Below are 25,875 nucleotides of genomic sequence, written 5' to 3'. Positions count from 1 at the left end.
GTCACATCACGGTGAAGCTGTCCTTGACCTTCTCGTACGTCTTCAGGGCCGCCGACTCGGCCGCGGGTTGGTACCAGGTGTTGATCTGGTACGACTTCCCGCTCTCGTCGAAGCCCAGGAGGCGGGCGTGCCACGGGGTTCCCTGAAGGGTGAACGTGTACTCCCAGACGACCGCCGGGTGGCCCCGGAACGTCGTCTCCTCCAGACGGATCTTGCTGTAGTCCCGCCCCTGGTGGGCGTTCCGTTCGGAGGTACGCCAGGTGTCCATCAGGTCGCCGCGGGCCAGGGAGGACTTGGCGACGAGTTCCTGGCTGCCGTCGGGCGACGTGTAGTGCACCTCGGCGCCCGTCTTCACATCCCGCCGCCAGCCCTTGGGCGTCGCCCACGCGAAGCCTCCGGCCTCCTGGTGCGCGCCGGGGGGCAGGCTCGGCGGCCTGAACGTCCCCTCGACGGTGGGCGAGGGGGAGGGACTCGAACCGGAGGCCGTTCCGGCACCGGTACCGGCACCCGCGCCGGTACCGGAATGCGAGCCGGTGACAGGCGACGGGGACGGCTTGGGCGAGGCGCCGCCGGCCTGGTCGTCGCCGTCGTGCGAACCGGGGGCCGCCGCCAGGACGATCGCGAGGACCGTGGCCACGACGACGACACCGACGGCGGCGACCGCGGCACCGGTACGGCGAGTCGTCCATCTCTCCCCCGCACGACCCCTACGACCCGCACGACCCCGACGACCCGTAGGACCCGTAGGACCCGTAGGACCCGTAGGACCCGTACGCAGCTCACCGTCCGGCGGTCCGCCCGCTCGACGGGTCGGGACCGGGTCCGGGGTGGGGGCGCGTTCCGTCACCGCGAGGGAACGGGCGAGCGAGATCCCCGAGGGCGGGGCCGGGGTCCCCGGCGGGCCGGGGGACGGAGGTTCGGAGCCCGACTCCGAGCGCATCTCCGAGGCCGCCGCGCCGGAGGCATCGGGGAAGGCACCGGCGGTGGCATCAGGGGTGGCATCCGGTGCGTCGGGCGGGTGGAGCGGGTGGGGCACCTTGGCGGGGTTCAGGAGTACGCGGGTCGGCGATTCCCTCGGCGGCGACTCCCCCACGTCGGCGACCGGTTCCGGCCCTCGATCCCCTGTTGCCCCCTCGACTCCCCCGGCCTTCTCGCCTCCCTCGGCGCCGCCGAGTTCGTCGGCGGACGGCGGTGCGGGCGGCGGGAAGGCCAAGCGTGCGAGAGCGGCTTCCAGGTCGGTGAGGGTGGGGCGGGCGGTGGGCTCCTTCGCCAGGAGTGCGGTGAGAATGCCGTGCAACGGGCCCGCGTTGGAAGGGAGTCGGGGTTCCTCGTAGAGCACCGCGTGCAGGGTCGCCAGGGTGGTGTCCCGGGAGAACGGGGAGTGCCCGGCCAGGGCGGCGCAGAGTGTCGCGCCCAGCGACCACACGTCGGAGGGTGGGCCCTGAGGGTGGCCCGAGATGCGCTCGGGGGCCATGTAGTCCGGGGAGCCGACCAGCATCCCGACCATGGTCAACGCCTTCGTGTCCTGGATCGCGGCGATGCCGAAGTCGGTGAGGACGATCCGTCGGACGCCGGTCACCCTGTCACCCGCGCTCGACCGGTTTCCCGCGTTCCCCGTGTTTTCCCTGTTCGCCGCGTTCCCCCTGCTTCCCGTGCTCTCCCTGTTTCCCGCGTTCCTCCGGTCCCCCGATCCCCCCTCGATACCCGCCCTCCCCTCGTTACCCGCGTTACCCGCGTCGCCCGCGCTTCCTTCACTCCACGGGCTCCCCGCGTCCTCCACCAGGACGTTGCCGGGTTTGATGTCGCGGTGCAGTACCCCCCTCGCGTGTACCTGGCGCAGGGCCGTGACCAGGCCCAGGCCGATCCGGGCGGTTTCGCGCGGGTCCAGTGGGCCCTCCTCGGCCATGATGCGTTCGAGGGAGCGGCCGACGACCAACTCCATGACGATCCACAGGCGTTCGCCCTCGTCCACGACGTCGTAGACGCGCACCACGTTGGGGTGGTCGATCCGGGCGGTGGCTCGGGCCTCGCGCAGGGTGCGTTCGCGACGGGTGCGGGTGTCCTCCGAGTCGAGGCCGTCTATGCGCATCTCCTTGACCGCTACCTGCCGGTCGAGCACCTCGTCGGCGGCTCGCCACACGCGCCCCATTCCCCCCTGGCCGATACTCTCGACCAGCCGATAGCGCCCCGTCACGAGTAACCCGGCGAAACCGCCACTCCCCGAATTCCCTGTGTTCCCCGGATCCTCTGCGTTTCCCGTGTTTCCCGCATTTCCCGGCAATCCGCTGCACCCCCTCCATTGCCCGGCCCCTGGAACACAATAGTCACACTTACTGCCCTATCAGCATAGTGCGGAGAAATCTTGTGGTACCTCTTCCAGTACTGCGAATTCAGGCGCAGCCAAGGGGGGCGAACATGAGTTCTCGTCGCGCGACGACCGTCGCCGGATCGCTGGTCGTGGCTTCATTCTCGGCGGTGTTGATCCTTTCCTTCCCCGCCGGGGCCGATGATCAGGGGCCGGCCAGCGGCAAGGGGGGAAAGCCCGTCGACGAGGCGCCCGCGGGCGTGAAGACGACGACGACACTGCCGGAGCGGATCTCGGTCGACAACAGTTCCAGGAAAACGGAGATCACCGCCACGGTGAAGAACGAGGGAACCAATGACAGCGGACAGATAAGGCTTTTGGTCGTCGGTTTCGACGGCCTGACGGTCAAAAGCGTTCAGGGGTGTGATGCCATCGCGAAGAAAGATCTCCCGGAAGGATCCAACAGCGCTTTCTCCTGCCCCATCGACCATCTCGCGGCCGGGGCGTCGAAGTCGTACGCCGTCGACGCCACGTTCGATCTGAGCAAGACCGGGAAGATCTGTCTGCCCGTCCAGACCGGTGACGGGAAGAAGACGTTCTGGCAGCAGGGCCCGGTGCCGTTCGGCACGACGAACCCGTCCCCGAACGCGCCCGCCACCCCGCTGCTCCTCGGTACCGACAACGCACCCGTGGGCCCCGGCGGCGAGGAACTGCCCAAGACCGGTGTCGGGCGGGACGTGTTGCCGCTCGGCGCTGCCGGGGCCGCACTGCTCGCGGCGGGCACGGCGGGGCTGTGGTGGTCAAGGCGACGCCCGGAGCCACGGGAGAGCTGAGCGGGCCCACGCGAAAGGGGTCCGCCGGGTCGGTCGCGTGCTGCGACCCGACCCGGCGAACCCCTCGACGCGTATCCGCGGGCGGCTACTCCTTGACGAGCTTCCACGCCGTCGGGAGCAGGCCCATCGCCAGGACGGCCTTGACCAGGTCGCCGATCAGGAACGGAGTGAGACCGGCAGCGATCGCGGCGGAGGCGGACATGTCGGCGGCGAAGGCCAGGTACGGGACGCCGACGAGGTAGATGACCGCCTCGCCCAGCAGCATCGTGCCCGCCATGCGCGGCACGGAGCGGTCGGCACCCCGGCGGGCCAGGGCGCCCACGGCGGCGGTCGCGAGGATCATGCCGAGGATGTAGCCGAAGGAGACGGAGACGCCGGAGCCGCCGCCCGCGAACCACGGCACACCGGCGAGACCGGCGAGCGCGTAGACGGCGAGGGAGGAGACCCCGCGGCGGACGCCGAGGGTGGTGCCGACGAGCAGCGCGGCGAAGGTCTGGCCGGTCACCGGGACCGGGGAGCCGGGGACCGGGACCGCGATCTGGGCCGCGAGGCCGGTCAGCGCGGCACCGCCGAGCACGAGCGCGAGGTCCCGGACACGAGAAGCGGGGAGGAGGTCGGCGAGGACCTTGCCGGGACGGGCGGGAGCGAGGGCGGCGGTGCTCATGGGGACTCCGCGGGACGGGGACGGACGGGACACGGCGACGCTATCCCAGGGGGGGCGAGGCGATCACCGTCAGTGGTCGACAAACGGTCGAACACGAGGTTGGTGGGCTCCTGACAAAGAGTGGCGGTTACACGCGGTACGAGGTGACCCTGGTCACTGAGGTGGCGTGGTCCGGGATACGCGGGCGTCCCGGGCGGCCTCTGTGGGATTCCACCAAGCGAACGGCGGCCGTCTCGCCCGTCGGTCGCCATCTGGGCAGGGCCGACCCCCTTTGCTAGCTTCGAGCCATGGTTGCCCAGGCCCAAGCCCTGAACTTCTCGTCGCGTCGCCATGTCGACCTGCGACGCGTGGGCGCGGCCGCCTGTCGCCCTCCGGTGTGAGGCGGGCGGAGCCGATCATCCGGCGCGCCGCGCTCCACAGACGGCGCAGTGTCGGACCGGCTCCCGACTTCCGAGGAAGTTCCCCATGCCCCGTACCGCGGTTCCTCCCGCCCCCGCCTCCCCCGTCGCCCGGGTCGCCGACAGCGACCGGCGCCGTACCAGCGCCAGTGTGATCATGCGGTCCGTGCTGGAGCACGGACCGGTCGCGCGCTCCACCATCGCCCGGCTCACCGGGCTGTCCCCCGCTTCCGTCACCGACCACTGCGCCCGGCTCACCGGGCTCGGGCTGATCCGGGAGGCGGCGGTGCCCCGGCGCAGCAACGGGGTGGGCCGACCGCACGTTCCCGTGGACCTGGACGACTCGCGGTTCGTGGTGGGCGGGATACACGTCGCGGTGCCGTACACGACGGTGTCGCTGCTGGATCTGCGCGGCCGGGTGGTGGCGCGGCGTGAGTTGCGGCACCACGGCCGCCTCGAACCGTCCGAGGTGCTGGCGCGGGCCGCCGCCGGGCTCGGCGCGCTGCTGGCGGAGGCCTCGGGCTGCCGGGCCCTCGGCGTGGGGGTGGCCACCGGCGGCTGGGTGGACCGTGCCTCGGGGACCGTCGTCGACCATCCGCTGCTGGGCTGGCGGGACGTGCCGGTACGGGAGGTGGTGGGCGCGCGTCTCGGGCTGCCGGTCGAGGTGGACGGGCACGCACGCGCGTTGGTCAACGCGGAGCGGCTGTTCGGGCAGGCGCGCGGGTGCCTCAGCGTGCTGCATCTGTTCGTGGGGAACATGGTCGACGCGGCGTTCGCCACGAACGACGAGGTGCACCACGGGCCGCGTTCCCAGGCGGGCGCCATCGCGCATCTGCCGTTGGCCGGCGGTACCGAGCCCTGTGCGTGCGGCCGGGTCGGCTGCCTCCAAGTGGAGTTGAGCGAGGGGACGTTGTGCCGGCGGGCCCGGCGGGCCGGGGTGATCGACGGGGTCAACCCGATGCACGTGGTCGCCGCGGCGGACGCCGGGAACCCGGTGGCCGTACGGCTGTTGCGGGAGCGGGCGCGAATGGTGGGCCGGGCGGCCGGGCTGCTGCTGGACGTGCTCAATCCGGAGCGGGTCGTCGTCACCGAGGTGGGTGTGCTGTTCCGCGAGGACTGCCTCGCCGCGCTGCGGGACGAGGTCGGGGCGGAGCGCGCCGCCGCCGTCTCGCCGAGCGGATTCCCCGACTCCGTGCTGGCCGTGGCGGGCGGGGCGGTGGCCCTGGACGTGCTCTACCGGGATCCGCTGGCCTCGGCCTGGGCCCGTCCCGCGGGCTCCTCGCACGAGTCGAGTTAATTCAGAAACTCCGAATATTGACAGGCCCCCCACGTGGACAGGAACATCTTTTCCATGAGCTGTCGCACCTTCTGTTGCTGACGCCCCGGCGCGCCGGGAGCGCGCCCTTCTCCCGCCTTTAGTCGCGGGTTTCGTTCCGGTTCCGTCGCAGATTCCCCGCGGATTTCTCCGGATTCCGCACGCCCTTGCGGACTCTGCCACGCCCGCTTTCCTCTGCCGGCTTCCGCCTGCCTTGTCTCCGTGTTCCCCTGGGGGTTCTCCCGTGCCTGTTTCCCGTACGTCCGGTGTCGACCGGCGTCTCTTCCTCGCCTCGCTGCTGGGCGCCGCCGCCGGTGTCGCCGGGCTCAGCGGTTGCGCCGAAAGCAGTGCCGCCACCGGTGGCGAGGGCGCCTCCACGGCCCCGCTCGCCGACAAGGTGCCCTCCGGTACGAGCCTGAAGATCGCCTCCTACCAGGGCGCGCAGCAGTTGCAGCTGAAACTGGCGAAGCTGCCCGAACTGCCTTTCGCGGTGTCGAGTTGGCTGAACATCGGGGCCGGTCCCGATGTCATCAACGCCTTCCGTGCGAAGTCCCTGGACGTCGCCAACAACGCCGGAATTCCGCCGATCCAGGCGCATTACCAGGGCTTCGACGCGAAAATCGTCGCGATCAACATCACGCGGAAGCCGAACTACGTCTTCGCCACCAAGCCGGGCAGTGATATCAGGAGCGTCGACGGCTTCCGCGGAAAGAAGCTGGCGTTCTCCCAGGGGCAGGCGCAGGGCGTCGTCCTGCTGCGGGCGCTGAAGAAGGCCGGCCTGAAGTACGACGACGTGAAACTGGTCCCGCTGACCAGCAACCAGTTCCTCACCGCCCTCCAGTCGGGCCAGGTGGACATCGCCCCGCTCGGCAACACCCAGTCGCCCGCCTACCTCAAGCAGTACGGGTCCAAGGGCGCCCGCGTCATCACCACCGACGTCGTCGACCTGCTCAGCCTGCTGTGGGCGCCGGCGTCCGTGCTGAACGACAGGGCGAAGGCCGCCGCCGTCGCCGCGTACATCCCGCAGTGGGCGCGGGGCCTGGTGTGGAGCTACGAGAACCCGGACGTCTGGAACGAGGAGTTCTACGTCAAGACGCAGAACCTGACCCTCGACCAGGCCCGGTCGATCACCGCGCTCGCCAACAAGCCCCTTTTCCCGCCGAGTTGGGACGAGGCCGTCAAGTGGGAGCAGGAGACCGCGGATCTCCTCGCGGAGGGCGGCTTCGTGAAGAAGTTCGACGTCTCCTCGCTGTTCGACCACCGCTTCGAGGGCATCGCCGCCGAGTCCGTGACCGCCGAGTACCGGAGTTGACCGCCATGACCACCAGCGCAAGCACGACCACGACCACCGGCACGACCGCCGCGACGAACGCCGACACGACCGCCGCGACGACCGGCGGCACGACCACGGACACCGGCTCTGCCCGGGCCACGGCCTCCGCTGCCGCCGGTGACGGTCACCGGGTCCGGCGCCGGCCACGACGCCGGGGGCTCGCCCCCGGCAAACCGTGGCCCGCCTCCCGGCTCGTCGGGCCCCTGCTGCTCATCGTCCTGTGGGCGGCCGCCTCGGCCGCCGGGCAACTGGACACCGGGGCCGTCCCCGCGCCCTGGACGGTGCTGCGGACCGGCGTCCACCTGTGGACCGACGGGACACTGAGCACCGACGTCCTCACCTCGCTGGAACGCGCCGCCTACGGTTTCGCGATCGGTCTGACCGCCGGGGTGGTGCTCGCACTGGCCTCGGGGCTGACCCGGACCGGCGAGGCGCTGATCGACGGGACCGTGCAGCTCAACCGGGCGATCCCGACCCTCGGTCTGATCCCGCTGTTCATCCTCTGGCTGGGCATCGGCGAGACCTTCAAGATCGCGATCATCGCCATCGTCGTCTACATCCCGATCTACCTCAACACGCATGCCGCGCTGTCCGGCATCGACCACCGGTTCGTCGAACTCGCCGAGGTGCAGGGCCTGTCGAAGGTCGCGTTCATCCGGCAGATCGTGATCCCCGGCGCCCTGCCCGGATTCTTCGTGGGACTCCGGCTCGGCGTGACCGGCTCCTGGCTGGGACTGGTGGTCCTGGAGCAGATCAACGCCACCAGCGGCCTCGGCTACCTGATGTTCCAGGCCCAGAACTACGGCCAGTCCGACGTCATCCTCGTCGGCCTCCTCATCTACGGCGTCTTCGGTCTCCTCTCCGACGCCGCGGTCCGTCTCATCGAACGGAGGGTGCTGTCGTGGCGCCGCACACTGAGCAACTGACCCGCCCGGCCGCCGTCCGACTGCGGGGCCTGACACGGTCGTTCGCGGATCGCACGGTTCTCGACGGAGTCGATCTGGACATCCCCGCCGGGCAGTTCGTGGCGCTCCTCGGGCACAGCGGATCCGGCAAGAGCACCCTGCTGCGGGCGGTCGCCCGACTCGACCACGAGGTCGTGGGCAGCGGCGGGCTCACCGCCCCCGAGCGGGTGTCGGTGGTCTTCCAGGACTCCCGGCTGCTGCCCTGGCGGCGGGTGCTGGACAACGTCCTGCTGGGGCTCGACGGCGGGGAGGCGGAGCGCGAGGGCCGCGCGGCCCTCGCCGAGGTGGGGCTGAAGGGCCGCGAGCGGGCCTGGCCCAACGAGTTGTCCGGCGGTGAGGCACAGCGCGCCGCCCTGGCCCGCTCGCTCGTCCGTGAACCCGAACTCCTCCTCGCCGACGAGCCGTTCGGGGCGCTGGACGCCCTCACCCGGATCAAGATGCACACCCTGCTGCGCGAGCTGTGGGAGCGCCACCGGCCTTCCGTACTGCTCGTCACCCACGACGTGGACGAGGCGATCGTGCTCGCGGACCGGGTCCTCGTCCTCGACCACGGCCGGATCGGTCTCGACCTGACCATCGACCGCCCGCACCCGCGCTCGTACCGGGACCCGCTGCTCGGCGAGTACCGCGAACGACTGCTCGCCGCGCTGGGCGTGACCGGGGACGTGGCGTGAGCGTCACCGACCGTCCCGCGCGGGCCGTCCCCGCGCTCCCGTTCGGGCCCTGACCGGGCCTCGTCTCCCTCACCGGACGGGCTGAACGCAGCCGACCGGCGCTCGCAAGTCCTCCACCACACCTGGCCGAAGAAGGGCCCCCATGACCCGGCAACTCCACCTCAACGCGTTCCTGATGAACACCGGCCACCACGAGGCGTCCTGGCGGCTCCCGGAGAGCGACCCGTACGCCCACGTGGAGCTGGACCACTACGTCCACCTGGCCCGGATCGCCGAACGCGGCACCTTCGACTCCCTGTTCCTCGCCGACGGCCCGCAGCTCTGGGGCAACATCGCCCAACGCCCGGCCGGCGCACTGGAACCGCTCACCCTGCTCACCGCGCTGGCGACGGCCACCCGGCACATCGGCCTCATCGCCACCGCCTCCACCTCCTACAACTCCCCCTACAACCTGGCCCGCAAGTTCGCCTCTCTCGACATCATCAGCGGCGGCCGGGCGGGCTGGAACATCGTCACCACCGCCGGCGCCGAGGCCGCCCGCAACTTCGGCCTGGAAGCCGAGCCGGCGCACGCCGAGCGCTACGCCCGGGCCGGCGAGTTCCTCGACGTGGCCCTGAAGCTCTGGGACAGCTGGGAGGACGACGCGATCGTCGGCGACAAGGCGGCCGGCGTCTGGGGCGACGACGCGAAGGTCCACCCGCCCCGGCACCGGGGCACGTACTTCAGTGTCGACGGCGCCCTCAACGTCCCGCGTTCGCCGCAGGGTTACCCGCTGCTGGTGCAGGCCGGGTCGAGCGAGGACGGCAAGGCGTTCGCCGCCCGGTACGCGGAGGCGGTGTTCACCGCACAGCAGACGCTCGCCGACGCGCAGGCCTTCTACGCCGACCTCAAGTCCCGTACCCGGCAGGCCGGCCGGGATCCCGAGCACCTCAAGGTGCTGCCCGGGATCGTCCCGGTGATCGGCTCGACGGAGGCCGAGGCCCGGGGGTACGAGCAGGTCCTGGAGGACCACATCGTGCACACGCACGGGGTCCAGCGGCTGGAGCAGCTGCTCCAGCTGGAGCCGGGCGCCCTGGAGCTGGACGCGGAGCTGCCCGCCGACCTGCCGCCGGAGAGCGCGATCGAGGGCGCCAAGAGCCGCTACACCCTCGTGGTGGAGCTGGCCCGGCGCGAGCGCCTCACCGTGCGGCAGCTGATCGGGCGGCTCGGCGGCGGGCGCGGGCACCTCACCTTCGCGGGCACGCCCGAGCAGGTCGCCGACGCGATCGAGAGCTGGTTCACCCAGGGCGCCGCCGACGGCTTCAACATCATGCCCGCGGTGCTGCCCTCCGGCCTGGACGCCTTCGTCGACCACGTCGTGCCGATCCTGCGCGCCCGCGGCCTGCTGCGCACCGAGTACGGGCCGCGCACGACCCTGCGCGAGAGGTACGGCCTCCCGCGCCCCGCCAACCAGTACGTGAGCGCCCCCGCACCCGTCCTCGTCTGACCCGCCCGAAAGGAACCTCCCATGAGCATCGAGATCCGCAAGGTCACCGCGAACATCGGCGCGCAGGTCACCGGCGTCGACATCGCGAAGCCCCTCGACGAGGAGACCGCCACCGCGCTGCGCGAGGCGCTCAACATCCACAAGGCCCTGGTCTTCGACGACGTCCACCTCGACGACGCGGGCCAGCAGGCCTTCGTCCGCCACTTCGGCGACCTCACCACCGCCCACCCGACCGTGCCGGCCGTCGACGGCGCCCCGAACGTGCTGCCGGTCGACAGCGAGCGCGGCCGCGCCGCCAACCACTGGCACACGGACGTCACCTTCGTCCTCAACCCGCCCCAGGCCAGCACCCTGCGCAGCCTGGTCCTCCCGCCGTACGGCGGCGAGACCCTGATCACCAGCTCGGCGGCGGCCTACCGCCAGCTGCCGGAGCCGCTCAGGCAGCTCGCCGACTCCCTGTGGGCCGAGCACACCAACGACTACGACTACGCGGTGCCACAGGAGACGGTCGACGAGGAACAGGCCGCCGCACGCGCCCAGTTCACCTCGATCAAGTACCGCACGGTCCACCCGGTGGTCCGGGTGCATCCGCTGACCGGCGAGCGCGGCCTGTTCATCGGCGGGTTCGCCCAGCGCGTCGTGGGCCTGTCGCCGGCCGAGTCGCGCAAGATCCTCGACCTGCTCCAGTCGTACGTCACCCGGCCGGAGAACATCCTGCGTCACCGCTGGTCGGAGAACCAGCTGGTGCTGTTCGACAACCGCATCACCCAGCACTACGCGGTCGACAACTACGACGGCCGGCCCCGCCGACTGCACCGGGTGACGGTCGCGGGCGACATCCCGGTCGGCGTCGACGGCAAGGAGAGCTACTCGATCGAGGGCGACGCGACGCACTACACCCCCGTGGCGGCCTAGCCCGGGCCCTCACCCGGCGCGGCTGTTCCCCGGCCGCGCCCCGCCCAGATCCGTCGGCCCCCGCGTGGAGACACGTGGGGGCCGTCCTCTTGCCCGCGACCCCCTTCTTGTTGCTAGCCTGCACTTGCAAGTCAGATGCAACAAGAAGTTCGAGGGGACTCCGGCTTGTCCCGTCCGGATGTCCTGCCGGTCGCCCCCGAGGCGGCCGTGACGTCCTGCCTCGTGATCGTCTTCTCACCCTTCGCGGCGGCAGGCGGAGTGAGGGTGCGGCCCCGCGAGGACATGACTCGCGGGGCAAGCACCCGCGTGCGCCGCTCCCGTACGCCCGCGACGGGGGCTTCCCAAGGGACGGCGTTCCGGGCGACAGTGGCCCGCATGGGTCTTCCGAAAAGGCGTTGCCCCAACTGCGGGGACACCGAGCAGCACTTCCGGCGCCTGCACGACAGGGAGCAGGTCTTCGCCCTGAGCCAGGCCACGGTGCGGGTGCACCGGGCGGATCTCCACAAGTTCCGGCGCTGCACCCGCGAGGGCTGTGTGCGGGTGCAGTCCTACTTCAACTGGCGACTGGGCTTCGATCTGCCGGAGGAGTTCCGGGCGCCCGCGCGGCCGCCCGTCTGACCGGGGGCTTCCCCCTCCCGCGGGTCCGGCGATCGGCGGACGGCGGGTTCCACCGACACCTCTGTCCGGCGCCTGTTCACCAAGCTCGACGCCGCAGGCGGAGCCGTGGTGTCCCTACCCCGTCATGGCGTCCGCGGTGCCCCGCGAGCGGCGCTCGCGGGGCATTCCGCCGTCACAGGTTGCTGAAGTCCGGGCCCTTGGTGCGGGAGCGCTTGATCTCGTAGAAGCCGGGCACCGAGGCGACGGCGAGGGTGCCGTCCCAGAGGCGGGCGGCCTCCTCGCCCTTCGGCGCGGGGGTGACCACGGGACCGAAGAAGGCGATCTGCTCACCGTCGGGGCCGGGGACGGCGATGACGGGGGTGCCGACGTCCTGGCCGACCTTCTCGATGCCCTCCTTGTGGGAGGCGCGCAGCTGGGCGTCGAACTCGAAGTCCGACTGCTCGGCGTACTCGATCAGGGACGCGGGCAGACCGACGTCCTCGAGCGCGCCGGCGATGGCCTCCACGGTCGGGCCTTCGCCGTTGTTGTGGATGCGGGTGCCGAGCGCGGTGTAGAGGGGGCCGAGGACGTCGGCGCCGTGCAGCTGCCAGGCGGCGGTGACCACGCGCACCGGCTGCCAGGCCTTGACCGCGAGCATCTCGCGGTACTCCTCGGGCAGCTCGTCGATCTTGGGCTCGTTGAGGACGGCGAGGCTCATGATGTGCCAGCGGACCTCGATGTCACGGACCTTCTCCACTTCCAGCACCCACCGGGAGGTCATCCAGGCCCACGGGCACAGCGGGTCGAACCAGAAGTCGACGGGGGTCTTCTCCGACATGTCTCTCCTCGAGCAATCCTCATGAGATAAGCCTTTCTCCCTCGAACACCGCCGTCCCCGCCGCACATTCCCTGCTGCCCCGCGTCAGGGGCGCGTGGCAGGATCACTCCTGTCCGAAAGCCCGTGCTCAACACACTCAGGGAGTACCGCCGTGCCCGGTGAGAACCTGTCCCGCGACGAGGCCCGGGAGCGGGCCGCCCTGCTGTCCGTCGACGGGTACGACGTGTCCCTCGACATCCGGTCTGCGGTCGGCGACCGGACCGGGGACGAGCCCCGCACCTTCCGGTCGGTCACCACGATCCGCTTCCGTTGCAGCGAGCCCGGTGCGTCGAGCTTCGTGGACCTGATCGCGCCGAGCGTGACGTCCGTCTCCCTGAACGGCCGCGACCTCGACCCCGGCGAGGTCTTCGACGGCACCCGGATCCTGCTGGAGGACCTGGCCGCGGAGAACGAGCTGATCGTCGACGCCCGGTGTGCCTACTCCCGTACCGGCGAGGGCCTGCACCGCTTCGTCGACCCGGAGGACGGCGAGGTGTACCTCTACACCCAGTACGAGCCGGCCGACGCCCGCCGGGTCTTCGCGGGCTTCGAGCAGCCCGACCTCAAGGCCCCGTTCCGCTTCGAGGTGCGGGCGCCCGAGGAGTGGGTGGTGTGGAGCAACGGCGTCGGCGAGCGCGCCGACGGGGTGTGGCGCTTCGCGGAGACGAAGCCGATCTCGACGTACATCACCTGTGTGGTGGCCGGTCCGTACCACTACGTGACGGACACGTACACGCGCGACCTGGGTGACGGTACGACGCTGGAGATCCCCCTCGGCGCGATGTGCCGCAAGGGTCTGGCGCCCCACTTCGACTCCGCGGACGTCTTCCTCGTCACCAAGCAGGGCCTGGACTTCTTCCACGACCACTTCGACTACCCGTACCCGTTCGGCAAGTACGACCAGGCGTTCGTGCCCGAGTACAACCTCGGCGCGATGGAGAACCCGGGTCTGGTGACCTTCCGCGAGGAGTACATCTTCCGGGGCAAGGTGACGCAGGCGTCGTACGAGGCGCGGGCGAACGTCATCCTGCACGAGATGGCGCACATGTGGTTCGGCGACCTGGTCACCATGGTGTGGTGGGACGACCTGTGGCTGAAGGAGTCCTTCGCCGACTTCATGGGCACGTTCGCGAACGTCGGCGCGACCCGCTTCACCGACGCCTGGATCACCTTCGCCAACCGCCGCAAGGCGTGGGCCTACCGGGCGGACCAGCTCCCCTCCACCCACCCGATCACCGCCGACATCCGCGACCTCCAGGACGCGAAGCTGAACTTCGACGGCATCACGTACGCCAAGGGCGCCTCCGTCCTGAAGCAACTGGTGGCCTACGTCGGCCAGGACGCGTTCCTCGAGGGCGCGCGGCGCTACTTCAAGCGGCACGCGTACGGCAACACGCGCCTCGGCGACCTGCTGTCGGTGCTCGCCGAGACCAGCGGCCGTGACATGGCCGGCTGGTCCCGGTCCTGGCTCCAGACGGCGGGCGTGAACTCGCTGACCCCGCAGGTGCTGCTGGACCCGCAGGGCCGGATCGACGAGCTGGCCGTGCTCCAGGAGGCCGACGAGGCGTACCCGGAACTGCGCCCGCACCGGGTGGCCATCGGCCTGTACCGCCGCGAGGACGACCGTCTCGTGCGGTACGCGCGCGCCGAGGCGGACGTCGACGGTCCGCGTACGGTGGTGACGGAGCTGGCCGGCGCCGAGGCCCCGGAGCTGGTGCTGGTCAACGACGACGACCTGACGTACTGCAAGATCCGCTTCGACGAGACCTCGCTGGCCACCCTGCGGGAGCACCTCGGTTCCATGACCGACCCGCTGGCCCGGGCGCTGTGCTGGTCGGCCCTGTGGAACCTGACCCGGGACGCGCTGCTGCCCGCGCCCGACTTCGTGGACCTGGTGACGCGGTTCGGGCACCACGAGTCCGACATCGGCGTCCTGCAGATGCTGCACGCGTGGGCCGACTCGGCGCTGGTCCACTACGCGCCGCGGTCCTGGCGGCGGGCGGGCGAGGAGATGCTGGCCGACACCGCGCTGCGCAATCTGCGGGCCGCCGGGCCGGGCAGCGAGCACCAGCTGGCCTGGGCACGCTTCTTCGCGGCGGTGGCTTCCTCCGACGCCGACTTCGAGCTGCTCCGGGGCCTGCTGGACGGCACGGAGAAGATCGACGGCCTGGAGGTGGACCAGGAGCTGCGCTGGGTGTTCGTCGAGCCGCTGGTCGCGCACGGCTACGCCGACGAGAAGGCGCTGGCGGCCGAACTGGTCCGCGACGACACGGCGTCCGGCAAGCGGCATCAGGTGCGCTGTCTCGCGGCCCGTCCGTCGGCGGCGGTCAAGGCGCAGGCATGGGCCCAGCTGGTGGAGTCGGACTCGCTGTCCAACGCGCTGGTGGAGGCGACGATCGCGGGATTCGCCCAGCCCTCTCAGCGGGAGCTGCTCGTGCCGTACACGGAGAAGTACTTCGCGTCGATCGAGCGGATCTGGGCCGAGCGGTCGATCCAGATCGCGATGACCGTCGTCAAGGGCCTGTTCCCCGCGCTCCAGGACTCCCCTCGGACGCTGGAGGCGACGGACGCGTGGCTCACGGCGCACGAGTCCGCGGCCCCGGCGCTGCGCCGGCTGGTGCTGGAGGCGCGCGACGACCTGGCACGGTCGCTGCGGGCACAGGCGAACGGCGCGGAGGCCCAAACCGCCTAGAGCTTTGGCCATGAATTCCGCTGACGGTCACCGTTACGGAATTCAGGCAATCCGACCCGTAACCCCTGGCTCCCCTATTCGGGACCAGGGGTTTTCGGCGCCCCATCGGCATCCGAACACCCGTCCTTTAGGACGAGCTTGTCCGGATTTGTCGACGGGCGTGTAACAGCGGTTACGACCGGGTCCGGATGCGGAATCCCCGTTGCATGAACCACCACAACACCCCGCTCCCCCAGGTTCCCCCCGCGTCCCCTCGCCCCGTCCGCCACCTGTCGGACGTACAGCGCCGCGTCACCACCGCGGGCCGGCTCCGCTCGCAGGGCGTCGCCCCGGCCGAGGCGAACGAGCAGTGCCGTCCGGGCGGACCCTGGCAGCAGCTCCTCCCCGGCGTGTACCTGCTCCACCCGGGTCCGCCGACCAGCGAGGAGCGGCTGCACGCGGTGCTGATGTACGCGGGCCGCGACACGGCGACGCCGCCGCCCGGGGTGCCTGCCCAGCCGGGCGCCGGGGACCCGCACCGGCCGGTGTACAAGGAGGCGATGATCACCGGGCTGGCGGCCCTGAACCTGCACGGGCTCTCGTCCGCTCCGCCGCTGCCCTCCCTGGAGCACATCGACGTCCTGGTCCCGCGGCTGCGCCGGCTGCGCTCGACGGGCTGCGCCCACGTCGTCCGTACGGGCAGCCTGCCGGCGCCCGAGCAGGCCACCGGGGTGCCGGTGGCGCCCGTGCCCCGCGCGCTCGCCGACGCCGTGGCCCAGCTGACGGACGCGGGGACGGTACAGCGGCTGCTGTCGGAGGCGGTGCGCGGGGGCCACTGCGAACCGGCGGCGGTGGTCAGGGAGTTGAACAACGCCAAGCTGCTGAGCCGCCCGCACGTGGTGGACGCGGTGGACTCGCTGCTCGCGGAGGGACGGGCGTTCGCGGAGGACCGGCTGTACACGATGGTGTGCGAGTACGGCCTTCCCGACCCGGTCTGGAACGTGGACCTGCGTCTGCCGGGCGGCCCCCACCTGGGAGGTCTGGACGCGTACTGGCCGGAGCAGGCGGTCGCGGTCGAACTGGACACCCGGGCGCCGCGGCAGGACGAGGACGCGCTCTGGTCGGAGTACGCCCGCAAGCGCGAGCATCTGGAGCGGCTCGGCATCACGGTCGTGTACGTCACGCCGAAGAAGCTGCGGGACGCGATGGAACAGCAGGCGGCGGTGGTGCGCACGGCGTTGATGGCGTCGGGCGACAGGGACCCGGCCGCGTATGTCGTGGTGCTGCCCCGGTAGTGACGGACCGGGGCGGGAATCGGTGCCGCGGTGCCAGGAGGGGAGAGGAGGGGGCCGACGGGTGCGACCCGACGGCCCCCTCCTCATGCCGTCACGCCGTCACGCCGTCATGCCGTCATGCCGTACGCAGCGGGCAGCCGGTGCCGACACGGTCGGCGAGTTCGGCGCGCAGGGCGGCGAGTTCGGCCATGCGGGCGTCGACGATCCGGATCTTCTGCTCGAAGAGGGCGGAGAGGGCGGCCGCGGAGTCGGGGGCCTCGCGCAGTTCCTCGCCGTGCCGGGCGATCTCCGCGAGGGTGAACCCCAGCGTCTGCGCGGTACGGACGTAGGCCAGCCACTCCACCGTCTCCGGTGCGAAGTCGCGGTACCCGTTGGACAGTCGGCTCCCCTCGACCAGGCCGACCTTCTCGTAGAAGCGGATGGTGTCCCGGGTGGTGCCGGTACGGGCAGCCAGCTCGCCGATGCGCATGCGGGAAGCCTCCGTCAGGTAGCGGTCCGACGCTTGACCTTGGAGCGTAGTCCAGTGTTTAGCGTCGCCCCATGACCTCCGCCGCACCCACACCCGCGTCCTCGTCCGTACCCGCACACACACTCACACCCAGACCCGCATTCGCATCCGCCCGCCCCTGCGCCCAGGGCCCCTCGTATCTCCGTGTCGTGCGCGCGAGCGCCTGGTACGACCTCGTCGTCACGGCCGGTTTCGCGACGCCGTGGACGTACGCGCCGGTCCACGACCTGCTGTCGTCGTGGAGCGGGGCGTGGGGGCTGGGCACGTTCCCGCGGACCGACCCGGTTCAGACCCTGTTCGCGAACCTGATGGGGTCGGTCGTGATCGTCTGGGCCGTTCTGCGCCTGGTCAGGCCGCTGGCGGTGCACGGACTGCTCGACGGTGTCGCCCGCACCCTGTTCACGGCCTGGATGGCGTACGCGCTGGCCCAGGGCGCCCCGGGGGTGCTGTGGCTGTTCCTCGGCGTGGAAGCGGTCTGGGGCGTGGCGCAGGGGGTGCCGTGGCTGCGGAGGACGCCGAAGGGGTGACCCTCAGGGGCCGGTCGTCGGGGGTACCGTCGCCCGGCCGTCGACCGGCCGTTCACGCCACAGCTTCAGCGCGACGTCGACCAGCCGGACCCGGGTGAGGGCGGGGACCGCGTCCAGGTCGTGCCAGGCGGCCAGGTCGGTGGAGCCGTTCACCTCGTTGCGCAGGTCGCCTCCGACGACCCGGCCCTCGTAGACGACCCGTACCCCGTGGTGGTCCACGGGGCCGCGCAGCCCCCCGTGCCGGAAGGTGTGGTGGAAGGAGTCGATGCCGAGCAGACCGGTGACCTCGACGCGGTAGCCGGTCTCCTCGTCCAGTTCGCGCACGACGGTGTCGAGGGGATCCTCGCCGTGTTCCATGCCGCCGCCGGGCAGCACCCACTCGGACCCTAGGCCGTCGGCGGCCGGCGAGCGGGCGAGCAGGAGCTGTCCGTCACGGACGCAGACGGCATAGGCCGCCACCCTCGACTTCTTGCGCATGGAGGGACGTTAACCGTTCCGGTCCGGGTGCGCAGGGGGATATTCCGGCACGGACCGGAGTGGACCGGCGCTGATCGTCGCGGACCGGCGCACACCAGGCACCGGCCGCGTGACCCGGCCCCCTCTCATCGAAGGCAGAGGGCGGGTGCGCGCGCGTTAACCGGTCACGTACTCTTGAACGGTTAGTACGGAAGGAGCCCCGATGTCCGCCACGACCACCGCCCCCGATCCCCGCCCCCTCAGCGGCGAGCCCCTCGCACTCGACCTGCTCAACACGCGGTGGGTGCGGGAGGGCGCCGCGCAGGACCTGCTGCGGGACCCGGCGGGGCTCGCCGTGTGGTTCGCGGCGAACGGGCTGGACGGGCGGTTCACGGCCGACGCGGCGACCCTGCGGCACACCCTCCAGGCGCGTGACGCGCTCCAGGCAGCGGTGGACGGCCCGGCGAACGGCCCGAGGGACACCGTCGGTGTCGACACCGTGCTCGGACACGGCCGGATCCGGCCCACCCTCACCCCCGAAGGGCCCGGCGAGCGGCCCGAGTTCAGGGACGACGCCTGGGGACCCGGCTGGCTGGCCGCCCGGAACTACCTGGAACTGCTCTCGGCCGCCCCCGACCGGATCCGCGGCTGCGCGCACGAGGCCTGCGTCCTGCACTTCTTCGACACCTCGCGCAACGGCACCCGCCGCTGGTGCTCCATGGCGGCCTGCGGCAACCGCGCGAAGGCCTCCCGGCACTACGCCCGCGCCAAGGACGCCTGACCGAAACCCGCACAACCGGCGGACAGGTCGCACACAGGGGGCTCGTAGAGGGTTTTCCCCATACATCCATATCGATTCGGTCAACTCTCCCCAAACAGCTGTCCCTTAGGTAAAGCTTTGCGGTCATCCGGGATCGCATTCCGGACGACCGTGATCAGGCAGGAACGGCCTGGTCACGTGGTGCTCGTTCCTTTACCTACAAGGGATGCCGATGACCCTCACCCCCCAGCGTGAACCGATATCGGGCGCAAGACGTGTGGCCCGGATAGCCGTGGCCGCCGGCCTGGTGGCCGCCCTGTCCGCGGCCGGGCCGATACCCATGGCCTTCTCCGCAGACTCCGGCCAGACCCCCGCCGCGGCCGACCCGGGCGTGAAGTCCGCCCACGACAAGCTCGGCTCCGACGACGCCGACCTCCTCGCCGAGGCCAAGGCCGCCGGCGACAAGAACGTCACGCTGATGGTCGCGACCGCCCCCGGCCAGACCGAGCAGGTCGCCAAGGAGCTGGACGCGGTCAAGGGCGGCTCCGTGGGCCAGTCCTACGACAAGGTCGGCTACGTCCGCGCCACCGTCCCGACGGGCAAGGCCGACTCGGCGATCGCCGCCGCCGCCAAGCTGTCCTCGGTGCACGCCATCGACCTGCGGCAGGACATCGTCCTCGACGACCCGACGCCGAGCGCGGACACCGCGAAGGGCACCAAGTCCGCCGCGACGACGAAGACCTACGCCGCGCCGAACAAGAACACCCCCGCCGAGAACCCGTACAACCCGTCCTTCGAGACGGGCGCCGTCGACTTCGTGAAGAAGAACCCGAAGGCGGACGGCCGCGGTGTCACCATCGGCGTCCTCGACTCCGGCGTGGACCTGTCGCACCCCGCGCTCCAGAAGACCACCACCGGCGAGCGCAAGATCGTCGACTGGGTGACGTCGACCGACCCGATCATCGACGGCGACGCCTCCTGGCGCGCGATGACGACCTCCGTGTCCGGGCCCAGCTTCACCTTCGGCGGCCGGACCTGGACGGCGAAGGCCGGGGCCTACCAGGTCAACCTCTTCCGGGAGTCCGCCACCGCGGGCGGTGACGCCAAGGGCGACGTCAACCGCGACGGCGACACCACCGACGCGTGGGGCGTCCTGTACGACGCGGCCGCCGGCACCGTCACCGTGGACGTGAACAACAACGGCGACTTCACCGACGACACCGCGATGAAGCCGTACAAGGACGGCTACCAGATCGGGTACTTCGGCACCGACAACCCGGCGACCGACGTCGCCGAGCGGCAGCCGTTCGTCGTGCAGATCCGCAAGGACGTGCCGATGGACCCGTACGGCGGCGACTGGGTCGGCAAGACCGCCGACTTCGCCAACATCGGTCTCATCGCCAGCGAGCACGGCACGCACGTCGCCGGCATCACCGCCGCGAACGGCCTGTTCGGCGGCAAGATGAACGGCGCCGCGCCCGGCGCGAAGATCGTCTCCTCCCGCGCCTGCGTCTTCGGCCCGGGCTGCACCAACGTCGCCCTCACCGAGGGCATGATCGACCTGGTCGCCAACCGCGGTGTCGACATCGTCAACATGTCGATCGGCGGTCTGCCGGGTCTGAACGACGGCAACAACGCGCGCGCCGAGCTGTACACGCGCCTCATCGACACCTACGGCGTCCAGCTGGTCATCTCGGCCGGCAACGAGGGCCCCGGCGCCAACACCATCGGCGACCCCGGTCTGGCCGACAAGGTGATCTCGGTCGGCGCGGCCATCTCCAAGGAGACCTGGGCCGCCAACTACGGCTCGCAGGTGACGAAGAAGTACGCGCTGCTGCCCTTCTCCTCGCGCGGACCGCGTGAGGACGGCGGCTTCACGCCGACGCTCGTCGCCCCCGGCGCCGCGATCAACACCACGCAGACCTGGCTGGAGGGCGCCCCGGTCGCCGAGGCGGGCTACCCGCTGCCGGCCGGCTACTCCATGCTCCAGGGCACCTCGATGGCCTCCCCGCAGGCCGCGGGCGCCTCGGCGCTGCTGATCTCGGCCGCCAAGCAGGCCAAGGTCGCGCTCACCCCGGCGATCCTGCGCACGGCCCTGACCTCGACCGCCGACCACATCAAGGGTCTCCAGGCGTACGAGGAGGGCGCGGGCGCCATCAACATCGTGGACGCCTGGAAGTCCATCAAGAAGGGCGCGACCGCCCACGACTACGCCGTCAAGGCGCCGGTCGACACCGCGCTCGACTTCGCGCTCAAGACGCCGGGCTTCGGCACCGGCATCTACGACCGTGAGGGCGGCCTGAAGGCCGGCCAGAAGAAGACGTACGACGTCACCATCACCCGTACGTCCGGCGCCGACAAGGCGATCCGCCACGAGCTGCACCTCGAGAACAACGCGGCCGGCACCTTCAAGATCGTCAGCTCGGACGAGGTCAAGCTGCCGCTGAACAAGCCGGTGACGGTCAGGATCCAGGCCCAGCCGAAGGCCGCGGGCATCGCCAGCGCGATCCTGGAGGTCGACGACCCGAAGACCGAGGGCCTCGACAAGCAGATCCTCAACACGGTCGTCGTCTCGACGCCGGTGAACTACACGTTCCACGCGTCGAACACCGTGCAGCGCAACAGCTCGCAGTCCTACTTCCTGACCGTCCCCGAGGGCGCCAAGGCGTTCGAGGTCGCGATCAGCGGACTCGAGGACAAGAGCCAGACCCGCTTCATCTCGATCCACCCGTACGGTGTCGCGGTCGAGGACAGCTCCACGATCTACTGCTACAACAACTACCTCGACGGCAACGGCTGCAAGCCCGACGCCCGCTCGTACCAGAACCCGCAGCCCGGGGTCTGGGAGATCGAGGTCGAGTCGCGCCGCACCTCTCCGCTGCTCGACAACCCGTACAAGCTGGACGCCACCGTCTACGGCGCGGTCTTCGACCCGGAGACCGTGACCGTGCCCGAGGCGAAGGTCGGCACCCCGGCCCCCGTCTCCTGGAAGGTGACGAACAAGTTCGCCGCCATCGACGGCAAGCTGGCCGGCGGCCCGCTCGGCTCGTCCAAGGCGACCCGCCCGACCATCGCGAACGGCGCGACCGCGACCACCACGGTCGAGGTCCCGGCCGGCGCCAAGTCGCTGGACGTCTCCATCGGCAACGTCTCCGACGCCTCCGCCGACCTGGACCTGACGGTCTTCGACGCGGCCGGCAACCAGGTCGCCCAGCAGGCCGACGGCGACTCCGAGGAGGCGGTCTCCATCCCGTCGCCCGCCGCCGGCACGTACACCATCGAGGTCGCGGGCTACTCGGTCCCGGCCGGCACGACGGCGTACGACTACCTGGACGTGTTCTTCTCGTCCTCGCTCGGCACCGTCACCGTCGACGAGTCGACGCCGGTCAAGCTCGGCACGGGTGCCTCGGCGTCGGTCTCCGCGACCGTCACCGCCGCGGCCGCCGCGCCCGAGGGGCGGGCCTTCTTCGGCCAGGTCCAGCTGGTGAACGCGCGGGGCACCGTCGCGGGCATCGGCAACGTGGCCATCGAGAAGGTCACTCCGTAACCGGTAGCGGTTGAACGGCTCGACCGGAAGCGGTCGACAGGGGCGGGCGTCCACCAGGGCGCCCGCCCTTCGCCGTGTCACCGCGTGGCCCCGACCCGGGCCTGTCGTGCGCCCGCGGCCCGCCGCGTGATCCACCCGGCAGGCCCTATTCGCAGGTGATGCCCTCCGTCTCGGGCAGGGCGCGGTCGAGCGCCTCTCGTTCGGGGGCGATGTCGGCCTCGCCGACCGCCCAGACGTCGGGGGTGGTGGACCCCTTCGACAGGGCCACCAGGACGTGGTCGCCCTCGCGCAGCAGCGGGTCCATGTCCGCCTCCATCAGGAAGTCGACCTCGGGCCCGCTCCCGGCGGGCCGGTAGGCGCGGGTGACGTGCAGGGTGACCCGCTCCCGGGTGCCGCCCGCCACCCGCCCGACCGCGGTGACGTCCCCCTCGACGACGAGCCGGGCGCAGGCCAGGTAGCCGGGGTCGTCGAGAAGGCTCGCGCCACCGCCCGCCGACGCCTCGGCCTTCTCGTCGGACCCGGCGGCGCTGTCGGCGCTCTTGTCCGACTGAATGCCCGCCACCCCCTGGCCGACCTGGAGCACCACCCACCCGCCCCCGAGCACCAGCGCACCGGCCGCGGCCACGCCGGCGAACCGCAGGGCGAGGGGCCGGGCCCGGCGCGACGGGCGCGGCCGCCGTACCGGGGCGGGCGCGGGGGCCGGCGTCCGGTCGGGCACCGGCTCCGCCAGGACGTCCGCGAGGACGCCGAGCTGCTCGCGCAGGAGCGCCACGTCGGCGGTGGCCGAGCGGTGGGCGGCCAGAAAGGCGGGATCGGCGCGGGCGTCCTCGGACAGGCGGGAGAGGGGCACATCGAGGACGGCCGCCATCAACGCGTCCATACCGTCATCCCCCTCCTCCCCGACCGGCCCTTCGTGCCCGTGCCCGTGCTCGTACTCGTGCTCATGCCCGTACTCGTCGAGGCGCTCGTCCCCGCCGTGGCTCTCGTGGTCGTTCCGGCTCCCGTCGTGCGGTCCGTAGCCGGATCCGGGGCCGTGCCCGGGTCCTCGGGCGGTCACGTCACACCACCTCGTCTTCGTGCAGGCGGGCGCGCAGGGCCCGTACCGCCGTGTGCAGGCGGCTCTTGACCGTGCCCTCCGGGACGCCCAGTTCCCGGGCGATCGAGCGCACCGGCAGGTCGGCGTAGAAACGCAGGACGAGGACCTGGCGCTGGGCGTCGGGCAGGTCGTCCAGGCCCTGCGCGACGGCGAGGGAGAGCACCCTGGTGTCCTCGCCCGAGGGATGCTCGTGCTGGCGCAGCGAGGCCAGCCGCTCCCCCAGCCGCTCCTGGCGGCGCTTGGCGCGGTGCCAGTCCATGGCGAGGTTGGAGGCGACGACCGCCGCCCACGCGGAGACGTCGCGCGGCGTCTCGTACCCCTTCGCCGCGCGCTCCAGCAGCCGCAGGCGGACCTGCTGTACCCCGTCCGGCAGGTCCGCCTGCGGTACCCCGCCCAGTGCGAGCACCGCCCGCACCCGGCGTTCCTGCGCCGCGTCCAGCGGGTCGTCGCCCTGTCCGGCCCCGTCCCCCCGGGCGCGCCGGGCTTTTCTGCGCAGCACAGCACCCCTCCCTACCGCGTTTCCTCTACGACGCCGCGGGGCGCCGAAACGTTCGGCTCGACCGCGGAGAATCCTTCCGAGGCGTACGTCACACCTGCGGGCGTCCCAGTCCTCGGGCATGGTGGGCAAAGAATTGGACAGGTGGGCCGGGGTCGGCCGCATGATGGAAAAGTCCACAAAGAGCCGTGAACAGAGCAAGGAGTCGCCGTGAGGGTCGGAATCGTCGGAGCCACCGGTCAGGTCGGCACGGTCATGCGCAGGATCCTCAAGGAGCGCGACTTCCCCGTCACCGAGCTGCGTCTGTTCGCGTCGGCCCGCTCGGCGGGGACGGTCCTGGACGGCGTGACGGTGGAGGACGCGGCGACGGCCGACTACGCGAACCTCGACATCGTCCTGTTCTCCGCCGGTGGCGCGACCTCGCGGGTCTTGGCCGAGAAGGTCGCCGCGCAGGGCCCGGTCGTGATCGACAACTCGTCGGCGTGGCGCAAGGACCCCGAGGTCCCGCTGGTCGTCTCCGAGGTGAACCCGCACGCGATCGTGGACCGCCCCAAGGGCATCATCGCCAACCCGAACTGCACGACGATGGCCGCGATGCCGGTCCTCAAGCCGCTGCACGCCGAGGCGGGTCTGGAGGCGCTGGTCGTCGCCACCTACCAGGCGGTGTCCGGCTCGGGCCTCTCGGGCGTCGCGGAGCTGCACGGACAGGCGCAGAAGGTCGTGGCCGACGCGGACCGGCTGACCCACGACGGCGAGGCGGTCGACTACCCGGAGCCGCAGGTCTACAAGCGCCCCATCGCCTTCAACGTGATCCCGCTCGCGGGCTCGATCGTCGAGGACGGACTGAACGAGACCGACGAGGAGCAGAAGCTCCGCAACGAGTCCCGCAAGATCCTGGAGATCCCCGGGCTGAAGGTCTCCGGCACCTGTGTGCGCGTCCCGGTCTTCTCCGGTCACTCCCTCCAGGTCAACGCCCGTTTCGCGCGCCCGATCAGCGCCGCGCGCGCGACGGAGCTGCTGGGAGGCGCCCCGGGCGTGGCCCTCTCCGACATCCCGACCCCGCTCCAGGCGGCCGGCAAGGACCCGTCGTTCGTGGGCCGCATCCGCGAGGACGAGACCGTGGAGCACGGCCTCGCCCTCTTCATCTCCAACGACAACCTCCGCAAGGGCGCGGCCCTGAACGCGGTACAGATCGCGGAGCTCGTGGCGGCCGAGCTGAAGAGCTGACGCCGACGTCCGGGATTCCCGGGCGTCGGTGAGGTGAGGGGCGGGTGCGAGCTGCACCCGCCCCTCACCCCTGTCCGGACCCCTGTCCGGACCCCGGTCCGGACCCCTGTCCGGACGCGTCCACGGGAGCGTGACTGCGCCCGCGCACGTGACGGGGCCGGGCACGCCGGAGCAGGGCCGGTGGCCGGGCCGGGCCGGGCCATGCCGGATCGGGCCGGGCGGTCAGCCGCGGCGCACCTCGTACAGGAAGCAGCCGTACTCGACGGCCCGGACGTGGAGGAGCGCCACCTCGGGGTCGGCGAACGCCTCGGCGAAGGCCGCGTCGAACCCGTCGGGGTCCTCGACGAGCCGGCCGCCCAGGATGTGCCCGGCGGCGGAGTAGCGACGCACGGTGCGCCGGGCGCCGGGGAACGGCAGGCCGCCCCCGGTCGGACCCTGGCACGCGCGCGCGTGGACGAACACCGGGCCCTGTTCGTCGTACGCCCCCGGGTCGGCGCCGGTCGCGGCCGCCCAGCGGCGCAGGGGGGCGTAGGAGACCAGCGCGATCCGCTCGCCCGGCTCGCTGCGACGCAGACAGCAGCGCAGCGGGGCGCCGCCCTCCTCGTCGGTGAGCGGGACCGCCGGACGACCCGCGTCGTCGGCGACGCGCAGTTCCTCCAGGACGCCCGGCGGGACGGGCCGAGCGGCGTGGGTGACCGGAAGGGTGGTGGCCGGCTCGGTGGCCGGGCGGGTGACGGTGTGGGTGTCTGCCTGGGTCGTCATGTGTCGAGCCTCGCGCGCGGCGGCCGGACCCACCGGCGGATTCCGGACGTCGCGCTCCCGCCGCCGCGCCGGGCAGCGGGACGGACCGCCGCCTGCCCGGAAGGTCGTCGCCTCGGGCACGCGTCCCGTGGAAGGATGGCGCAACCGACACATATCCGAGGAGATGAC

At 71.6% G+C, this 25,875-nt stretch carries 22 protein-coding genes; 14 read left to right on the top strand and 8 right to left on the bottom strand.

Going from position 1 to position 25,875, the window contains the following annotated elements; genetic code table 11:
- Position 1: 1 nt before the first annotated feature.
- Positions 2-2,194 (bottom strand): protein kinase domain-containing protein, encoded by a 2,193-nt coding sequence (locus OG440_RS24480; RefSeq protein ID WP_406008929.1) that lies wholly within the window; start codon positions 2,192-2,194, stop codon positions 2-4.
- 221 nt (positions 2,195-2,415) lie between these two features.
- Here OG440_RS24480 and OG440_RS24475 point away from each other — a divergent pair, with 221 nt between their 5' ends.
- Positions 2,416-3,138: an LPXTG cell wall anchor domain-containing protein gene (locus OG440_RS24475; RefSeq protein ID WP_406011445.1), complete on the top strand. Its 723-nt coding sequence runs from the start codon at positions 2,416-2,418 to the stop codon at positions 3,136-3,138.
- An 85-nt stretch (positions 3,139-3,223) separates the two neighbouring features.
- On the opposite strand, the gene OG440_RS24470 is transcribed toward OG440_RS24475, so the two are convergent.
- Entirely contained in the window at positions 3,224-3,802 is a 579-nt protein-coding gene (locus OG440_RS24470; protein ID WP_406008928.1) for a biotin transporter BioY, read from the bottom strand.
- A 465-nt stretch (positions 3,803-4,267) separates the two neighbouring features.
- On the opposite strand from OG440_RS24470, the gene OG440_RS24465 reads away from it, so the two are divergent.
- From OG440_RS24465 to OG440_RS24435, 7 genes are all read left to right on the top strand, one after another.
- A complete protein-coding gene (locus OG440_RS24465; RefSeq protein WP_406008927.1) occupies positions 4,268-5,497 on the top strand; it encodes an ROK family protein in 1,230 nt (409 codons plus the stop codon).
- Between the two features lie 262 nt (positions 5,498-5,759).
- Positions 5,760-6,827, top strand: a complete 1,068-nt coding sequence (locus tag OG440_RS24460) for an ABC transporter substrate-binding protein (protein WP_406008926.1) — start codon at positions 5,760-5,762, stop codon at positions 6,825-6,827.
- A gap of 5 nt (positions 6,828-6,832) precedes the next feature.
- On the top strand, positions 6,833-7,774 hold the full coding sequence (locus tag OG440_RS24455; protein WP_406008925.1) for an ABC transporter permease: 942 nt from the start codon (positions 6,833-6,835) through the stop codon (positions 7,772-7,774).
- Positions 7,750-8,487 (top strand): ABC transporter ATP-binding protein, encoded by a 738-nt coding sequence (locus tag OG440_RS24450; protein WP_406008924.1) that lies wholly within the window; start codon positions 7,750-7,752, stop codon positions 8,485-8,487. The genes OG440_RS24455 and OG440_RS24450 overlap by 25 nt, the downstream gene beginning before the upstream one ends.
- A gap of 142 nt (positions 8,488-8,629) precedes the next feature.
- Positions 8,630-9,973, top strand: coding sequence for an LLM class flavin-dependent oxidoreductase (locus tag OG440_RS24445; protein WP_406008923.1), 1,344 nt, complete (start codon positions 8,630-8,632; stop codon positions 9,971-9,973).
- Between the two features lie 21 nt (positions 9,974-9,994).
- On the top strand, positions 9,995-10,888 hold the full coding sequence (locus OG440_RS24440) for a TauD/TfdA dioxygenase family protein (protein ID WP_406008922.1): 894 nt from the start codon (positions 9,995-9,997) through the stop codon (positions 10,886-10,888).
- Between the two features lie 375 nt (positions 10,889-11,263).
- Positions 11,264-11,506: a hypothetical protein gene (locus OG440_RS24435; RefSeq protein WP_406008921.1), complete on the top strand. Its 243-nt coding sequence runs from the start codon at positions 11,264-11,266 to the stop codon at positions 11,504-11,506.
- 172 nt (positions 11,507-11,678) lie between these two features.
- Here the strand turns inward: OG440_RS24435 and OG440_RS24430 are convergent, their stop codons facing one another.
- Positions 11,679-12,323, bottom strand: coding sequence for a DsbA family protein (locus tag OG440_RS24430; RefSeq protein ID WP_355701371.1), 645 nt, complete (start codon positions 12,321-12,323; stop codon positions 11,679-11,681).
- Positions 12,324-12,474: 151 nt separating this feature from the next.
- Here OG440_RS24430 and pepN point away from each other — a divergent pair, with 151 nt between their 5' ends.
- A complete protein-coding gene (gene pepN / locus OG440_RS24425) occupies positions 12,475-15,054 on the top strand; it encodes an aminopeptidase N (protein WP_406008920.1) in 2,580 nt (859 codons plus the stop codon).
- A gap of 206 nt (positions 15,055-15,260) precedes the next feature.
- Entirely contained in the window at positions 15,261-16,328 is a 1,068-nt protein-coding gene (locus OG440_RS24420; RefSeq protein ID WP_406008919.1) for a hypothetical protein, read from the top strand.
- A 115-nt stretch (positions 16,329-16,443) separates the two neighbouring features.
- Here OG440_RS24420 and OG440_RS24415 read toward each other — a convergent pair whose 3' ends face one another.
- Positions 16,444-16,797 (bottom strand): MerR family transcriptional regulator, encoded by a 354-nt coding sequence (locus OG440_RS24415; protein ID WP_406008918.1) that lies wholly within the window; start codon positions 16,795-16,797, stop codon positions 16,444-16,446.
- Positions 16,798-16,985: 188 nt separating this feature from the next.
- On the opposite strand from OG440_RS24415, the gene OG440_RS24410 reads away from it, so the two are divergent.
- Positions 16,986-17,363: a hypothetical protein gene (locus tag OG440_RS24410; protein WP_406008917.1), complete on the top strand. Its 378-nt coding sequence runs from the start codon at positions 16,986-16,988 to the stop codon at positions 17,361-17,363.
- Between the two features lie 3 nt (positions 17,364-17,366).
- Here the strand turns inward: OG440_RS24410 and OG440_RS24405 are convergent, their stop codons facing one another.
- Positions 17,367-17,840 carry an NUDIX hydrolase gene (locus OG440_RS24405; RefSeq protein ID WP_406008916.1) on the bottom strand — a complete coding sequence of 158 codons (474 nt, stop codon included), beginning with the start codon at positions 17,838-17,840 and terminating at the stop codon, positions 17,367-17,369.
- A 202-nt stretch (positions 17,841-18,042) separates the two neighbouring features.
- Here OG440_RS24405 and OG440_RS24400 point away from each other — a divergent pair, with 202 nt between their 5' ends.
- On the top strand, positions 18,043-18,600 hold the full coding sequence (locus tag OG440_RS24400; protein ID WP_406008915.1) for a CGNR zinc finger domain-containing protein: 558 nt from the start codon (positions 18,043-18,045) through the stop codon (positions 18,598-18,600).
- 211 nt (positions 18,601-18,811) lie between these two features.
- The gene (locus OG440_RS24395; RefSeq protein WP_406008914.1) at positions 18,812-22,126 is read left to right on the top strand and encodes a S8 family serine peptidase; all 3,315 of its coding nucleotides are present in this window, start codon (positions 18,812-18,814) and stop codon (positions 22,124-22,126) included.
- 145 nt (positions 22,127-22,271) lie between these two features.
- Here OG440_RS24395 and OG440_RS24390 read toward each other — a convergent pair whose 3' ends face one another.
- Both OG440_RS24390 and OG440_RS24385 read right to left on the bottom strand, forming a co-directional pair.
- Entirely contained in the window at positions 22,272-23,183 is a 912-nt protein-coding gene (locus tag OG440_RS24390; protein ID WP_406008913.1) for a hypothetical protein, read from the bottom strand.
- Between the two features lies 1 nt (position 23,184).
- Positions 23,185-23,721, bottom strand: coding sequence for a sigma-70 family RNA polymerase sigma factor (locus tag OG440_RS24385; protein WP_406008912.1), 537 nt, complete (start codon positions 23,719-23,721; stop codon positions 23,185-23,187).
- Positions 23,722-23,928: 207 nt separating this feature from the next.
- Here OG440_RS24385 and OG440_RS24380 point away from each other — a divergent pair, with 207 nt between their 5' ends.
- Positions 23,929-24,945, top strand: a complete 1,017-nt coding sequence (locus OG440_RS24380) for an aspartate-semialdehyde dehydrogenase (RefSeq protein WP_406008911.1) — start codon at positions 23,929-23,931, stop codon at positions 24,943-24,945.
- A gap of 222 nt (positions 24,946-25,167) precedes the next feature.
- Here the strand turns inward: OG440_RS24380 and OG440_RS24375 are convergent, their stop codons facing one another.
- Complete coding sequence (locus OG440_RS24375) at positions 25,168-25,707, bottom strand: DUF1203 domain-containing protein (protein WP_406008910.1); 540 nt, start codon at positions 25,705-25,707, stop codon at positions 25,168-25,170.
- Positions 25,708-25,875: the final 168 nt, after the last annotated feature.

The sequence above is a fragment of the Streptomyces sp. NBC_00637 genome (assembly GCF_045161545.1).
In the GTDB taxonomy this organism is placed as follows: Bacteria; Actinomycetota; Actinomycetes; order Streptomycetales; family Streptomycetaceae; genus Streptomyces.
Note: the sequence above shows the minus strand (reverse complement) of the source record. Positions and strands in the feature narration are given on the sequence as shown.